At 46.0% G+C, this 15,979-nt stretch carries 14 protein-coding genes and 1 pseudogene; 6 read left to right on the top strand and 9 right to left on the bottom strand.

Going from position 1 to position 15,979, the window contains the following annotated elements; genetic code table 11:
- Positions 1–184 precede the first annotated feature (184 nt).
- Entirely contained in the window at positions 185–1,909 is a 1,725-nt protein-coding gene (locus ACYQ2M_RS19635; RefSeq protein ID WP_459918078.1) for an NAD-dependent malic enzyme, read from the bottom strand.
- Between the two features lie 385 nt (positions 1,910–2,294).
- Positions 2,295–2,903: pseudogene (locus tag ACYQ2M_RS19640) on the bottom strand (tetrathionate reductase family octaheme c-type cytochrome); the annotation flags it as partial.
- An 8-nt stretch (positions 2,904–2,911) separates the two neighbouring features.
- Here ACYQ2M_RS19640 and ACYQ2M_RS19645 point away from each other — a divergent pair.
- The 6 genes from ACYQ2M_RS19645 to ACYQ2M_RS19670 all read left to right on the top strand — a co-directional run bounded on the left by ACYQ2M_RS19645 (position 2,912) and on the right by ACYQ2M_RS19670 (position 8,573).
- Positions 2,912–3,067, top strand: a complete 156-nt coding sequence (locus ACYQ2M_RS19645) for a sigma 54-interacting transcriptional regulator (RefSeq protein WP_459918079.1) — start codon at positions 2,912–2,914, stop codon at positions 3,065–3,067.
- On the top strand, positions 3,064–3,468 hold the full coding sequence (locus ACYQ2M_RS19650; protein WP_459918080.1) for an AAA-type ATPase lid domain-containing protein: 405 nt from the start codon (positions 3,064–3,066) through the stop codon (positions 3,466–3,468). Before ACYQ2M_RS19645 ends, ACYQ2M_RS19650 begins: the two co-directional genes overlap by 4 nt.
- 201 nt (positions 3,469–3,669) lie before the next feature.
- Positions 3,670–5,103 (top strand): radical SAM protein, encoded by a 1,434-nt coding sequence (locus ACYQ2M_RS19655; protein ID WP_459918081.1) that lies wholly within the window; start codon positions 3,670–3,672, stop codon positions 5,101–5,103.
- 213 nt (positions 5,104–5,316) lie between these two features.
- Positions 5,317–6,426 carry an iron ABC transporter substrate-binding protein gene (locus ACYQ2M_RS19660; RefSeq protein WP_459918082.1) on the top strand — a complete coding sequence of 370 codons (1,110 nt, stop codon included), beginning with the start codon at positions 5,317–5,319 and terminating at the stop codon, positions 6,424–6,426.
- Between the two features lie 152 nt (positions 6,427–6,578).
- Positions 6,579–7,643 (top strand): FecCD family ABC transporter permease, encoded by a 1,065-nt coding sequence (locus tag ACYQ2M_RS19665; RefSeq protein ID WP_459918083.1) that lies wholly within the window; start codon positions 6,579–6,581, stop codon positions 7,641–7,643.
- A gap of 144 nt (positions 7,644–7,787) precedes the next feature.
- Positions 7,788–8,573 (top strand): ABC transporter ATP-binding protein, encoded by a 786-nt coding sequence (locus ACYQ2M_RS19670; RefSeq protein ID WP_459918084.1) that lies wholly within the window; start codon positions 7,788–7,790, stop codon positions 8,571–8,573.
- A gap of 45 nt (positions 8,574–8,618) precedes the next feature.
- Here ACYQ2M_RS19670 and ACYQ2M_RS19675 read toward each other — a convergent pair whose 3' ends face one another.
- The 7 genes from ACYQ2M_RS19675 to ACYQ2M_RS19705 form a co-directional block, all read right to left on the bottom strand.
- Positions 8,619–8,822: a hypothetical protein gene (locus tag ACYQ2M_RS19675; protein ID WP_459918085.1), complete on the bottom strand. Its 204-nt coding sequence runs from the start codon at positions 8,820–8,822 to the stop codon at positions 8,619–8,621.
- Positions 8,823–9,043: 221 nt separating this feature from the next.
- Positions 9,044–9,361 carry a BON domain-containing protein gene (locus ACYQ2M_RS19680; RefSeq protein WP_459918086.1) on the bottom strand — a complete coding sequence of 106 codons (318 nt, stop codon included), beginning with the start codon at positions 9,359–9,361 and terminating at the stop codon, positions 9,044–9,046.
- Positions 9,362–9,554: 193 nt separating this feature from the next.
- Positions 9,555–10,808, bottom strand: a complete 1,254-nt coding sequence (locus ACYQ2M_RS19685) for a hypothetical protein (RefSeq protein WP_459918087.1) — start codon at positions 10,806–10,808, stop codon at positions 9,555–9,557.
- A 10-nt stretch (positions 10,809–10,818) separates the two neighbouring features.
- On the bottom strand, positions 10,819–13,134 hold the full coding sequence (locus ACYQ2M_RS19690) for a peptidase U32 family protein (RefSeq protein WP_459918088.1): 2,316 nt from the start codon (positions 13,132–13,134) through the stop codon (positions 10,819–10,821).
- A gap of 395 nt (positions 13,135–13,529) precedes the next feature.
- The gene (locus tag ACYQ2M_RS19695) at positions 13,530–14,747 is read right to left on the bottom strand and encodes an ISL3 family transposase (protein WP_459918089.1); all 1,218 of its coding nucleotides are present in this window, start codon (positions 14,745–14,747) and stop codon (positions 13,530–13,532) included.
- Positions 14,748–15,020: 273 nt separating this feature from the next.
- Positions 15,021–15,203: a hypothetical protein gene (locus ACYQ2M_RS19700; RefSeq protein WP_459918090.1), complete on the bottom strand. Its 183-nt coding sequence runs from the start codon at positions 15,201–15,203 to the stop codon at positions 15,021–15,023.
- 42 nt (positions 15,204–15,245) lie between these two features.
- On the bottom strand, positions 15,246–15,979 hold a 734-nt coding region (locus ACYQ2M_RS19705), incomplete at its 5' end, for a hypothetical protein (RefSeq protein WP_459918091.1).

Raw genomic sequence — 15,979 nt, forward strand, 5'->3', positions numbered from 1 at the left:
TCCACACCCAGAAAAAATGGTTACTGCCAGCAACATAATTGTGAAGAGCGTTAAAGGTCTCATACCAGTCCTTTTTGTTCCATGTGAGATTTTGGGATTGGTCACAACATGGGGCAGCGGTCACAGTTTGCGGGTCAACGGGGTCGGGCCCATGTTATGACTATGACCAGCCCCGACATTTTGTTTATAGATATTCAGGATTCCAGCGCATCTTGTCAATGAGCAGATTAAGTCGCTCCGGGTCATTGTTATGTTTAAAACTGGAAAAGGGGCAATCCTTATCTGTGACCCCGGCTTTAATGGCTTCAGCACCCACCCGCCGGGCCACTTCAAGGGACACTTTTTTAAGTTGATCCAGGGGCGGACACAGAATGCCGTCCTTGATATCCTCTTCGGTGATGTACTCTGCCACGGCATGGGCCGCGGCAGAGAAGAATACCGGCAGCACGGTGGTGGCTCCGGAGGCCAGAATGCCAAGCCCCACGCCGGGGAACACAAAGGCATTGTTCATCTGTCCGATGCGGCGGGTTTTGCCGTTGTGGGTCACTGGATCAAAGGGAGAGCCTGTGGCAACAAGGGCTTTGCCGTCGGTCCACTTATAGATGTCTGCGGGAAGTGCTTCAGCCTTTGTGGTGGGATTGCTCAGGGGTAAAATGACAGGGGTTTCTGTGTTTTGTCCCATCGCGTCAACAACTTCTCTGGTAAAGCATCCTGGCTGGCCTGAGGTGCCGATGAGAACGGTGACCTTTTCATTTTTAATCACGTTAAAAAGGGTGTTGTCTGTCGGGGTCTTTAACCAGCCAAGGGTTTTGGGATCATGGGCAAATTTAAGCTTGTAGGGTTCAAGATCTCTGTCGGAGGTGACAACCCCCCTGGAATCCAGGGTAAAAATCCGTGCCCGGGCTGCGGCATCATCCATGCCCTGTTCTGTTAATTCCGTGAGAATCTGTTCCGCAATACCGATGCCGCCGGCTCCAGCCCCGTGGACCAGATAGACCTGATCGGTCATTTTCTCTTTTTTAACTCTCATGGCGGCAAGGATGCCGGCCAGTGCAACGGAGCCGGTTCCCTGGATATCGTCGTTAAAAGAAATAACGCTGTTAATGTATCTGTCCCGGACATCAAAGGCGGTCTGTTTTGAAAAATCCTCCCACTGACACAGGGCCGTGGGGAAGATGCGTTTAAACGCCTTGACGAATTTTTCAATAAAGAGGTCATAGGCCTCGCCGGTGAGCCTTTTTTCTCGGTATCCCAGATAATCAGGATCATCGAGCAGTTCTTTGTTGTCTGTTCCCACATCAAGGGAGATGGGCAGACAATGCCAGGGTGCAATGCCAGCACCCTGGGTGTACAGCATGAGTTTGCCAAGACAGATGGGCATGCCGCCGGCACCCTGATCGCCGATACCCAGAATTCCCTGGTTGTCGGTGATAACAGCCACACGGATATCCTGTGCCGTGTAATTGCGAAGGATCTCTTCTGCCTGATCAATATTGCCGGGATAGAGATGTATCCCATTGGCTTTTCGGAACATGGTGGAATATAGCTGACAGGCAAGACCCACGGTGGGGGTGTAGATGATGGGTAAAAAGCGGATCACATCACTTGCGATGACGGCATGTGCCAGCACCACGTTTCTGTCATAAAGACTTCTGATGTAAATGAATTTCTCAATATCGGAATCTTTTTTGTCAATGATATTAAGGCTTGACTGGACTTGTTCTGCCAGGGTTTTTACCCGTGGCGGCAGATACCCGTTCAACTTCAGTTTGGCGCGTTCTCCAAGGGTAAAGGCAGTGCCTTTACTTATATAATTATAACGCAGGACATGATATCCCCTCAAATTAATGGTGACGCCAATGGTATCTCCGTACTGTCCATACTCAAATTCGTAATGTCTGATTTCCATGTTCAATAAGTCCCTTTGCATTTTTTGAGGGTGTTGTTCCGATCCTGGTCACCCCGGTCTGTTGATGGGTCCTTTTCCGGGAGCGGTCGATGTTGTGACCAGGTCCTGGAGAGTTAAACACGTGATGATCCCGTTTTTTAAGGCAAGCTTCCGTGTTGACGGATGTAATCAGGCTCAGGAGGCTGCATTAATATCCCAACGGCAATGTGAAAAAATAATGAGAATGAACATATCATATCTTTTGAATGATGCAAAGGAAAGATGAATTGTTTTCAATTGTTGAGGCAGCAGGGACAGCCCCGTGTTATGGGCATCTGATAACAATGTCAGACATCCATGGAACAGGCCTGTCCCCCTGCTCAATTCTTGGAATGGGAGCGTTAAATTATTTGTATCCCATGGGCAGTTTCTTAAACCGTCCGCCATAAATAATGGGGTCTCCCTCATATTCCAGGGCTTTAAAATTAATGTAATCGCTTTTATTGATCAAATGCTCAACATCCCTTCCCTGGGATTTCATAAAGGAAAAATCGGTTCCTTTATGGGCAATTTTTTTAAAATCAACTTCGCGATGGTCCTGGTGACAGCGATTACAGGTCTTGTCTTCCTGTTTAAGACTGTCATGGCACTGCACACAGGAAAGGGCCATGTTGGATGGCATGACTTCGTGTTCCAGTCGCCAGTACATCCAGGTTTCCTTCCATTTAAAGGCTCCGCTGTAGTCAAGACCCACCGCATCCATGCCGTCTGTGATGGCCTTTTCCCAATCAAGGTTTTTCCAGTAGGCAGTTTTGTCTTCTTTATCCCGGGGGAACAGATGGGGCACAATAATGTGATGGTGCTCTGCATCAACGGGCTGGATACCTTTCATGATCTTAAAGGGGGTGATCTTGGAGCCGGGGTCATGGATGGAGCCCACGGGCTCGGTCAGGTTGATGACATCCGCCGTCATGTCCACCTTATCGCCGATGAGTACCCGCTTCATATAACCCGAACTCCCCGTTGAAGGTAGACGTACGCATCATCACCGCCACAAACCGGGATCTTGAAGACTTGATCGAAAAAAAGAATTTCGCCAGGATCTGTTTTTCAGGATCAACGTCATTCCCATACATTTGCCCCCATTGCGGGGGAGAAAACAGGATATCCCCCTTTTGATCAGCACCTTTATTCGCAGACTGAACAGGTCAACCGGCAAATCCATAACCGGTTTGAGCCATGATGCCATGGAAACCATCATGGATTGCAACTGGCCAGGCAATGTCCGGGAGTTGAAAAATGCCATGGAATATGCCTTTGTCACAACCGACGGGACTGTCATTCATTTGGAAGATTTGCCCAGAAAAATAAATTCTCCCCGCACCGGGGTGGGAACGACGCAGGAGAAAATCATGGAAGAGATACCTTTTTCCAGTGAAAGAGACCAGTTGATCAAGGCTCTTCAGCAGACAGGGGGCAATCAGACTAAGGCGGCTCAACTCCTTGGTATCAATAGGGTAACAGTTTGGAATCGCATGAAGAAATATGGCATAGATCTTAAAAAAGTCTTGTCTGTATAAGCCGGGCAGACATGCCCTCCACAGCCCTTTTCATTTTTCCATTGTGTTTCTGACCATTCTCATATATGGCATCGAATTTCCTGACCCTATTTTTTGGTAAACGGCAATATGCCGCCCCCCAATGGGCACCCGATCCGGCCTCGGACCGTCGGTGCCCTTTTGCACTTAAAAATTTATCCATTTTAAAAACAGGACACATTCATGTCAACAGATGACACCATTGGGTTTATCCGTCAGAATCAGCAGACATATTCAGACTCCTATGAGGCCATGAACTGGCTTACCCCGGACAAGGCAACGGCGGCGGCCCATACGCGTGAAGCACTTATTAACGCTATTTTTACCCATAAAGGTACCGGTCCGGGATGGCGGTTTTCCGAAACAAAACTGTTTACCCATGATATCTCTCCCGGATGCGACATGTGTGGTAAAGGCGACTGGTCCTGTCTTTTCATTAACGGCATCTGCAATGCAAAGTGCTTTTACTGCCCCGCTTCACAAAAGGAGAAGGGGCAGCCCATGACAAGTTCGGTGGAATTTCCCAATCCCAATGAATATGCCAACTATATCAATGCCTTTAATATCAAGGCCGTCAGTTTCAGCGGAGGAGAGCCTTTCATGACCTTTGACAGGGTGCTTGTCTTTTTGAAGACCCTGCGGGAAAAGGTGACGCATCCGCTCTATATATGGATGTATACCAACGGATTGCTGGTCACCGAAGAAAAGCTGATGCGGTTAAGGGACGGTGGGCTTGATGAAATCCGGTTTGACCTCAGTGCCAACCGATATCAGTTGGATGCTGTAACAAAAACCGTGGGTATTATTCCCCATGTCACCGTGGAGATTCCTGCCATCCCCGAAGATCTGGAAACCACAAAACAGGTGATCCGGAGACTCCATGGGCTGGGCATCAATTATTTAAATCTTCATCAGCTGCGGTGTACGCCGTTTAACAAAAAAGCCTTTATGGAAAGGGGGTACACCTTTGTCCATGGCCCCGGGGTGACGATCCTTGAAACCGAACTGACTGCATTAAAGCTGATTTTGTTTGCACTGGAGGAAGATATTCGTCTGCCCATCAACTATTGTTCGTTCACATACCGTAACCAGTTCCAGGCAGCCGGTGCAAGGAAAAGAACTGCGCCTCTGATGAAAGCCTCCCATGAAGATGTCACGGCCACCGGACATATCCGGACCATGAGCCTGTGCGGTGGGCACAAAGAGATCAATGCCATTCATGAACATCTTCTTTCATCTCAGCTGGAGCCCTGCTTGTGGAAAATTTCAAAGGCCGGTAATGTGCTTTTCTTTAGTGGAAAACTGTGGTCGTATCTTGATTTCTCCAATGTCAAACTTAATGTGGCCTACAGCACAACAACTCTGAAATCCAAAGTTTCCTATCGTCATGCCTTTAAAGAACTGTCTCTTGGCAGGAAGAAAAACGTGGTCATGGAAAGATATGTGAAACAACCCGGGGTGTTTCTTGAGGGGGATCAAATCCATGAATTCGGCAATAGATTTATCCTGGTTGAGCCGGGTTTCTCCCTGGAAAGCAAGGAGTCTCTTTCCTGTGATTTGCCGGGTGACGTGGGTGCCTTTGAACGCTTTACTCCGGGACTGGCACACTATTTTTAGATATGCTGCACCACTGTTTTACTTTGTCACAAATCCCTCTAATTCTCTTGACAGCATAAGGATAATGGATTAGGTATAAACAACCTCTGCCTGAAGGCAGAAAAAGATGACAACACAGATATTTATTTAATTAATTATAGAGCCACGAAGGCCTTGTATTTCCTTGTTTCTGGGGAAACAAGTACCTTTGTGGCTTTTTTGTATGGAGGGAAAATGAATCGATTTACATCAGGGATATGGCTTTGTCTGCTGTTCCTTATTTTTAGCAGCGCTGCATTTGCCCAGGATATGAGACAGATAACAGATGCCGCAGGCAGAACCATTGATATACCGGACAAGGTGAAACATATCATCTGCTCCGGCTCCGGATGTCTCCGGCTTGCCACCTATCTCGGTGCCCAGGATCTTGTGGTGGGGGTGGATGACATTGAGAAACGAAACAATCAATTTGATGCCCGACCCTATGCCTTTGCAAATCCGCAGTTTAAGCAACTTCCGATTTTTGGTGGGTTCCGGGGCCGGGATATTCCTGAAAAAATAATCAGTCTGCCCACGCTTCCCCAGGTGATATTTAAAACCAATGGCTCTACAGGCTATGATCCCGTAAAACTTTCCCAAAAAACCGGAATTCCCGTCATCAGCCTGGAATATGGAGATCTCCTTCATAACCGCCAGGACTTTTACAATGCCCTTACCCTCATGGGGCAGGTGCTGGATCGCCAGAAAAGGGCCGGGGAATTGATTTCGTTTTTTGAGCAGGAGATTAGCGAGTTGCAACGCAGAACAAGAGATATCCCCGATGACCGGAAGAAAAGTTGTTTTGTGGGGGGCATCGCCTTCAAGGGGCCCCATGGGTTCAGCTCCACGGAACCCGGGTACCCGCCCTTTGAATTCATCAATGCAAAAAACATCGCCCGGCCCGGCAGCAATGAAACAAAAGTCCGGCAAAGCAATTTTTCCAAGGAGAAAATCCTCACCATGGACCCCCAGGCCCTTTTTCTGGATCTTTCCACCCTTCAGATGGGCGAGGATCAGGGCGGTCTGTATGAACTTAAACATGACCCGGTGTACCAGAACCTCTCCGCCGTTAAAAATGGGGAAGTCTTTGGTGTGTTACCCTACAACTGGTACACTCAGAATTTCGGATCCATCCTTGCCGATGCCTGGTTTATGGGAAAAATTCTCTATCCCGAGCAGTTTGCAGACATGGTGCCTGAAGAAAAAGCAGATGAAATCTATGGGTTCCTTTTGTCAAAACCCCTGTTTCAGCTGATGGACGAGGCGTTTAAACACATGACGTTTAAGCGCATAAACGTGAACTAAGGGTAATACATATTCGGGTTGCTACAGTAGCTTTTTGACCAGTGCCTCATATTCGGTATTGTACGAATGCTATGTGAGCAGGCCAAAATAGGTGAAGATGGGGTACCGCTCGAATATTTACAATTAAGTGGTGCATCAATCGGGGAGGTCGTATGCATTTTGAAGACGGGGTGGTGCCAAAGGATTATGCGCGTTATACCCTGGGAAAGTCTTTGTTTATCGGGCTTATTGTGGTTTCGCTTGTTTTCACCATTGTGGCAAGTATTTCATCGGGGGCAGTCCACATCCGGTTCATGGATGTATTTAAAACCCTGTTGAAAACAGATGTGATCCGCCAGCTGGATCTTATTATCTGGAACATCCGTCTGCCCCAGACCCTGACGGCGGTGGTGGCAGGCGCTGGCCTTGCCGGTGCAGGAACGGTGATGCAGTCGGTGTTAAGAAATCCCCTGGCCTCGCCATTTACCCTGGGTATTGCACATGCCGCTGCATTCGGGGCCGCCTTTTCCGTCATGATCCTGGGATCAGGTGTCATGGCCAGCAGCCTGGGGGATGCCATCACCATCTCCCATCCCATGATGACCCTGATGTCCGCGTTTATCTTTTCCATGGGAACGGCCTGTATCATCACCTACATTGCAAAGATAAGGGGATCATCCCCCGAGGTCATGGTGCTCACCGGGGTGGCATTGGGGGCGTTGTTCACGGCGGGGACCATGATGCTGCAGTTCTTTGCCGATGATGTACAGTTGGCTGCCATGGTGTTCTGGACCTTTGGGGATGTGGCCCGCACCGACTGGCAGGATCTTGCCTTTCTATCCGTCATAACGATCCTGGCGCTTTGTTATTTTTTGTTCAATTCCTGGAATTACAATGCCATGGACATCGGTGATGAAACCGCCCGGGGGCTTGGGGTGCGGGTGGAACGGGTGAGGTTGTCCGGCATGATGGCGGCCTCCCTGGTGACGTCTGTCATTATCTCCTTTGCCGGGATAATTGGTTTTATCGGCCTTGTGGCCCCCCACATTGTCCGGCGGGTCATCGGGGATGATCACCGGTTTCTCATGCCGGCATCCATCCTTGCCGGGGCCTTGATTCTTCTGGCAGCCGATATTGCGGCCCGGCTGGTCTTGCTGCCCCATGTGTTGCCCGTGTCCATATTTACCTCCTTTCTGGGAGCCCCTGTATTTATTTATCTCATCATAAAAGGAAAGTAAATATTCGACCAGTACCCCATATTCGCCTGTTTGGGCCTGCTCACATAGCATTAGTATGCTACGCAGTCCCAAACAGGCGAATATGGAGCACTGGTTAAACATTTACAGAACAAAGCCTCATCATATTCACAAAGGAAGGCGAAAATGATTCTTAATGTAAACGATGTGTCCTTTACCTATAAAAGCAAAAATACCCTGAAACATATCCAATTTTCTATAAAACAGGGGGAACTCACCGTGATTCTGGGGCCCAACGGGGTGGGTAAAACCACCCTGTTAAAATGCCTCAACGGCATCTTGTCTCCCCAGAAAGGTGAGATCCTTGTCAAGGGTGAAAACATCAGAGGTATGCACATCAAGGAGATTGCCAGACAGATTTCCTACGTGGCCCAGCAGAGTGAATCCGCCCGGATAACCGTATTTGATGCCATCTTGATGGGCCGAAGGCCCCATATTCATTATCGGGTGTCAAAGGATGACTTAAAGAAGGTGGATGCCGTGATTCGACATTTGAATCTTTCTGATTTAAGGCTTAAATACCTCAATGAGATGAGCGGTGGTGAGTTGCAGAAGGTCTGCATTGCAAGGGCACTGGTGCAGCAGACAGATCTGTTGCTTCTGGACGAGCCCACGGCCAGCCTGGATTTGAAAAACCAGACCCATATATTGGGGCTGATCCGGCACATCATCAAAGATCATCACATGGCGGCGGTGATGACCATGCATGATCTCAATGCGGCCATGAGATATGCGGACAACTATATTTTTTTAAAGGATGCCACCATCTATTCCGCCGGAAATATACGGGATATCACCCCGGAAATGGTGGCAGATGTGTATGGCGTTCAGGTGGATATTATAAATCACAACGGCTTTCCCATCATTATTCCTGTGGATGACGGGGGGGCCTCTGTTGGAAAGGCCGCCTGAGCCCATGCCGTGATGGCCGGCGTGATGGCCAATTCAGGTATTTTGTTAAAATGGTATATCGTCATCTCCATTCTCTTCATATGGTGCCATGTCGTTCATTAAATCAAAAAAGACATCAAGGGAGTTGCATAGATTTTTGATGATTTTGCTGTGCTTTAGTTTTTCGTCGGTTGTGCTTGCCTTTTCCATCTCGTTTAGAGATGTCATTATCTGCTTTGAAATGCCATCCATTATTTTGTCAGGTGTCATCGTTTCTCCTGAAATAAAATATTTAAAAAATTGTGTGCGACTGCCCGGGGATTTCTTTCCCGTCAGCCCTGGCCCAGCTTTTAATGAAAATTCATAGCAATATTTTTGAAAGCTCACGGTTAGCTGGGCTCGAACGGGCCTCCTCCAAAAAATTATCAAACGCCTGAATATGGATATATCCCGGTTCAGGAACTGATTTCTATGGACTGTTTTTCATTTAGCTAATTTTTGATGATAAGACTGTTTTTAACGGATTTGACTCCCTTAACCGATCCCGCAACCTTCTCCGCTCTGGCAGAAGCCTTGGCAGAATTCACAAAACCGCTTAACTGCACGGTTCCTTTGAAGGTTTCTACATTGATCTGGAGTACCTTGAGTGTAGGATCATCAAAAATTTTTGTCTTTACCTTGGTGGTTATAACAGCATCATCAACATATTCGCCTGTGCTTTCCAGATGATGAGTTCCGGCGCAACCGCCAAAAAAGGCAAACAAAAATAGACCAAGAATAAAACAGTTGATAACATTTCGTGGTTTCATGACTCCTCCTTATAATTGTTGTGACTAACCCTAATATCATTGTTGATAGCCAGAATTTTTTCTGGCTGTAGATTTTTGATATCCTAAAGCCTTTTTAGTGCACAATCAAGTCTTGAAACATATATCTGCTGGCTTATTCAACGTCGGTGCCTGGAATACCCGGCTGGGGGTAATCCAGGGTTAGGGCCGGTTGTTAAAAAAAGATAAGGTTCGCCACACAGGTAATGGCCCACATCACAAGGGCATAATGCCAGTTGTTCTGGATTATTCCCCGGGCCGACGCCTGGTATCGGCTCACCAGAGCCAGTCCGACCCCGGATAACGGACTGCTGCCCGTTGATATGGCCCAGGTGCTGAGAAATAAAAACCCCAACTGTGAATTGCCCGGATGAAGGGGCAAAAGCAAGGGACTGACCACGGATATGCTGACAATGGGGTGGACCCCCATGATGCCAATGAAAATCATCACGCCCAGAATCACAGAAAACAGGGTGCCGGTAAAGGCAGTGCCTTCCAGGCTGAAAATGGCGGGATACACATGGGTGATGGCCTTGATACCGGTGGAAAAAACCCCAGCGGCAAGAAACAGGGCAAACTGACTGGTCACCGATGTCAGACGGCTATTTATAAAACTGCGCAGGGCTGGCAGGCGTGGTTTTGATTTCATAAAGACAATTGCGCCCAGGGGAGAAAGCAGGCAGATGAGATTCAAAATACTGATATCTGGCCGGAAGTAATGGGCAACAATAACGGCAAAGGCAAAAAATGCCGGAATGGTCAGGCTTTCCACCTTGATGGGATAACCTGAAAATTCTTCTTTTCTGAAAAAAATTACATCAACAATGGAGTAGCCAATGGCAATCATACTCATTAAAATGCCCGGGATCAATGTCTCTTGCCACAGCATGCCCGGCGCATAGGTAAGAGCAACACCGGTGGCCACAAAAAAGGGTGACCACCATGCAGCGGCGCAGAACGAGCGGGCAAGAATAATCAGTTGGCTTCGGGTCAGGGTGCGGCTCTTCTGGAGTCGATCGCCAAACACAAACAGCACAGATAAATTTATCACGGCTGCCAGCAGATGGGTGCCAAAGGCTGTTATGATAACAGATCTTTTCCCCCTGGGCAGGGTATTGTCCTCCATACCTGTGTTTGTCAGGCCAAGAAAAGAAACGGCAACGAACATGCCAAGTACTGGCAGATTGGGTGCCAAAATCTGCTGCCAACCGGGGAAGACACCCCGCCAGGCCGAAAAAATCAGGAGCATGACGCCGATGGCCATGAGTGATAAGGTCTGGTTGCGTGCGCTCTTGCCAAGGGTGTCCCACATGATCATGGGCACAAGCCATGCAAACAGTGTGGGCACTGCCCGCATAAAGGGAAAAGGAACGCTTAAGAGATACAAGACAAGGGTGCCAACTATGATCCATCCGATATATTTTTTCATATAAATCGCCTCAGACCCCTTTTTTATATTGGGTGCAAGTCGTTGGATGAAGGGTCTGTTTCAGCCGCTCTTCTGCATCCGGAAAACCCCCTATAAAATTTTCAAAAAGATCAATCAGTCCGGCTTTGTCTATCTCAATTTTCGTTTCTGTCTTTATATCTCTTAAGTCTATGAAAAAACTAGAAAAAATTCCAGGTACATCCGTGAGGATATCTGTGTTCAGGAAATTGTTCCGGTGATAGATGGAATGATAATTTCCCTTTGTCTTTTTAATAAAAAGGAGATCGTTCTTTAAATTTGTCAGGGTTGAAGATCTATTACAATTTTGAATGCAGTCTTCATCTATACACGCTTTTTCACATCCGGTGACCTGGTGCGTCAGGCATTGTCTGCTGGTCATAAGCAAAATCGGGTGATAGATACTATAGTAAAGCGTGAAATTTTCAGGTTGAATCATGCGTTTTATCTGAAATTTGCTCAGCTCATTGGAGATAAAAGACCCATGGCAGTTGAACGCCTCTTTTAAACACAAAAGGCTGAAAGAATTTGCAATATTAAGATGGGGTCCTGCTATCCAGGGAATTGCCTTTTTCCAGGCCTCATGGGCGATGCCGGTGTTGTTCGTTACAATCGTCCGGGGGTGCAGCTCTTCAAGAAACGACACCGCAGCCCTGTAGTCCTCTCCGATTAAAATGGAAGGAAACCAGGGAATTAATTTTCTGTTTTTCAGGAAAAGCGCCGTGCATGTTGCCTGCTGTCTTTTGAAACCATTGGGCAGTTGAAAGTAGATGTCGGCCGAGGTCTCATCGGCAAGATACGCATCTTCCCGGGACGAAATCAGTACAGAAAGGCCAGGCTTGTCTTTCCCCTTTGGTTGTTTCTTTAAGAAGGGCACCTCAATGGGCTCAATTGTCTGCCTTGATCCATTCAGGCGAAATAGAATTTTTTTCTTTATTGCGGAGAACTCATTAAAAGATATGAACAGATCCCTTTCCAGCTCGGCGGTGTTCAGCGCTTCAATGTAATATTCCGTATCGTTTATGGCGCTCAGCCGGACAAATAAATCATCGTGATCCAGGGTGTTAAAGGCGCTTTTCTTTTTTTTGTGGTGTCTGGTCGGAACAGCAGTTTCATGGGCCGGGTGGCAGTGGGGAGTGCCTGGGGCGGTATTGACTGCATTGACCAGAGGGGTTTTTGAAATTATCTCAAAGGCAGTTTCTGGTGTTCTGACAGATATGTTTAAAGGGGTGCCCCGCCTTCCTGAAACCGTCAGGGTTAAAGGTTGTTTTGAGATGGTTACCGATGCAATTTTATTGTTCACAACGGTTTTTATTTCTGCTTTTTCTTCAAAAATATCTTTCTGGCCTTTTACCCGTTTTCTGTCCCTGGAAAGCGCGTTGATTTCAATAAGATGCTTGATGGAGTTGTCCCGGGGATTATCAATGAACATGGACGGGGTGATATCTCCTTTCAAATACCCGTCTGAGAAATCACGGTTAAACACATTATAAAGATCGCGTGTGTCATGGCTTAAGGTATCTTTGGTGTAAAATTCCCGAAGCTGTTTTCTCCAGGTGTTGACCACCGTGTATACATAGTCAGACTTTTTTATCCGTCCCTCAATTTTTAATGAGGTAACCCCTGCATCGTATATCTGCCTTAAATCCTGGTATGCACAATTGTCTTTGAGATTAAGGGGGAAATTTTTACCCTGGGGGGTGGTTATATATCGATCTCTGCAAGGTTGACTGCACCTGCCGCGATTCCCCGAGTTGCCACCCATCACAGAGCTCATATAACAGATGCCGGAAAAGGAGATGCACTGGGAACCATGGACAAAGACTTCGGTCTGGATATTGTGCGCATGGGCCTTGGTGGTAAGTGCCTTGATTTCCTCCAAACTTAATTCCCTGGACAGATTTACCCGGGTTGCAGCCAGCCTGCTTAAAAAAAGGATCTGACCTTCATTGTGGGTTGTCAACTGGGTGGAGGCATGGATTTCAAGGGTTTTAAAATATGTAGATAAAAGATAAAATAATCCCAGATCCTGGACAATGATCCCATCTATTGAGGTGTTTACAAGTTTGTTCAGTAAACTGATGAGAAGGGGGATTTCACTTCCCACCACCATAATATTAAGGGTGAGAAACACCTTGCAGGTATTTCGATGGGCAAAATTTAATATCCCGTTCAAATCTTCAAAATCAATATTGGTGGCACGATCCCGGGCATTGAATTTATTCAGCCCACAGTATACGGCATCCGCCCCTGCGGTTATGGCTGCCTTGATTGAATCCAAGTCTCCTCCGGGTGCCAGCAGTTCCATCTTTCTTTTCATGGGATGGGGTGTTATTGGGTGTTTAGACAAGGGGATCGCGGGGCTTGATTGGAAGAAAATGGTATCATACTCCTGTTCTTTTTGCCCATGCAGGGCAGGCATAAAAAAAGGAGGATTATACCATGAAATAATCAGAAGTAAATTGATTTAAAAATTAAGGGCTTGATCGCAAGAGTGGTGAACTGTTACAAGTGGTGGAGCAACGGGGCCTGGCCATGTGCCCTTTCCATCTCTGCGGGGAGGATAAAAAACAATACTGTTTTTAATCTGCTTTCTTTAGCGCTTTAACGCCTTCTCCGGCCCGTGTCAATTCAACCGCAAGTCGATTGATATGGGGGATAAAAGCGGATGTGTTATTACGGCTGTCCAGGGTAAATTTTGGTTCATCCGATTAACGCGTACTTTTTAGTGTGAAGATCGAAAAGCTTGAGTTTAAAGAATTCCTGGTCGCGGTACCCATAAGCTTGACGTTTCATTGTTTTGATTTTGTTGTTGGTCCCTTCCAGCGGCCCAGATGAAATTCGATGATCATAATATGAAAGGATTCCACTTTTATGTGAACCAAGGGTTTTTGTAAATTTCATGAGCATTGGAATTTTGGATGCATTGGCAAGCTCTATCCAATTTTGTATTATTTTATTTCCAGTCTCTTTATCCTGCTGATTCCAAATTTGTCTCAACTCCTCCTTTAAATAATATGCAGTAGCTAATGGTTGATTGAGCTCAAGGGCCTCTTTTAACCGTTTGTCTTCATCTCTGCCTTTTTGAAGGTTTTCAGGGTTTTTTAGCAATAACCACCTGGTTCCTTTGATTAATTCTTGCTCTTCTGGCTTACCTGCAAGATGATTAAACAGGCTTCGCCTGAAATCTGAGAGCTTTTCATTAAACAATTTCACCACATGAAATCGATCAAAAACTATGTCTGCCCCGGGCAAATTATTTACTACAGTGCTGATGTAAGCAGGAGACATATCAATACCTACCGCCTTGATCTTAGCTCTTGCTCGTTTCAATTTAACCCAAAAGTCTGTTAATGCGTCAGCCCCCTTGCCTTTGCCGACATGAAAAATTCTACCTGAATCTAAATCCATGACAATGGTTATATATTGATGGCCTTTTCCAATGGATATCTCATCAATGGCAATTTTTTTCAGCTTTTTGTAATTAAGTTTTTTATAACGCCTTGTTAAATGATTTTTCTGTATCTCTTTTACAGTATCCCAGCTTATTTTCAGATGATTGGCAATATTTTTAATTGTCATCATCGGTGAAAGAGAAAGAACATATTTTTCAAATGCACGGGTATATCTTTTTCCCCTGTCTGCAAAGGAAAGCTTTATTTGTCGGGTAACCTGACAGAAAGGACACCAGACTCGCTGAATATGTGAACGAAGCCCAATTGTTTTGGAACCAATTGGGACGGTTCTTATATCTCGGATAACCACCCCTCTTTTGATAACGGACTTTGCATTACATAGCGAGCATCTTAGAGCCTTGGGCTTTGGCGTGATCTCAAATATAATTTCCCCATTTTTATAGCCAGTACTTTTATATTGCTGGTCAGAAACCCCTAACGCGTGATAAACAAAGCTTGTGGACATGCTTCAATTCTCCCCTAATTGTATGGCCAATACAAAAAATATGGAAGATGAGCATGTCCACACCTATATTTCAAGAAAAAATTTAATTTTCAAAGAACTCCAAATTCGCCTTAGGATCAAAAGTACGGGATTTTCGGAAGAACCAAAATAAAATTTTCAAATTCCCCCTGGGAACGCATTTTCCCGAGAAAAACCATAAAGGTATTGAAGGTGGTGTTAAATTTTCTGCCTGGTTGTTAAGATTTCCCCTGTTTTTGCATAGGTTTTAAGCGCTTAGAACTGCTCTTCCACGGCATCCATTAATTCCTCAAACTTCGGGCGAATATTTTCGTGGAATACCCCGGTGGATTTATTGACAATGGAAGATAACGCCGTCAACGTTCGATGAATTCTGGTCAAGATTTCTATTAAATTGATCCGCTCTTGGCGCTGGGCAGTTTTTAATCCAGTCTCCATGCTTGCCTCCTTAAATTTTTCTGTGCATGATTCAAGTTGTTTCTATGCTTTTAATCTTCCCCCCAGCAACACAGGTTTTTTTATCGTTTGAGGGTTGAAAGGAGCAAAATTTTGTATCAAAGCCCAAGTTCGTATACTAAGGGTTGCAGAATCAAAAGTACCATGAAAATACTGAGTACTGAAAAGATGTCGATCCATTCGTTGCATCAGACAGTCAATCATATTGCTGGTATGATGAGACCCTGGAAAATTATAAGCTACTGTGAATTGCGCTAAATTTCCTCTAATTTTTTTGATTTTTTCTAAAATAATTGGGGGCGCTTTGGTATTGATGCACCATTCATGAACTCTTTGTGAAAAAAATAGCCCGAAATGCACCCTCATAATAATCACAAAATTTAGTAGCAACATCTTGAAAGATATCTGTAAATTTTTTTTGGACCGATTATGAATACCAATAAACATATGGAGAAAACAAGCAAGCAAGGTGATTGATGGAAAGAGGTTTTTCCATGCATTCTGGGTTGGAATCCCGCTATCAGTGTTGACTGTATCAGGTATATATTCTGGATCAACAAGCTCTGCTCTGATGGGAAGCGAGTCATGTCCAAGGGAAGTTATATGCTGTTTGCCGTGTGCAGCGGGCTTGTCATGGGCGGGTAGCAAATCGGCACTCACCTCATTCGCATTCCTTGGGTCAAGCAGCATCAGAAATGTGGATTTGTTATCATGCTGGGCACATTCATCAATCACCTGCTTTGGTAAAGACAAACAAT

It is taken from the genome of Desulfocicer niacini (genome assembly GCF_054657595.1).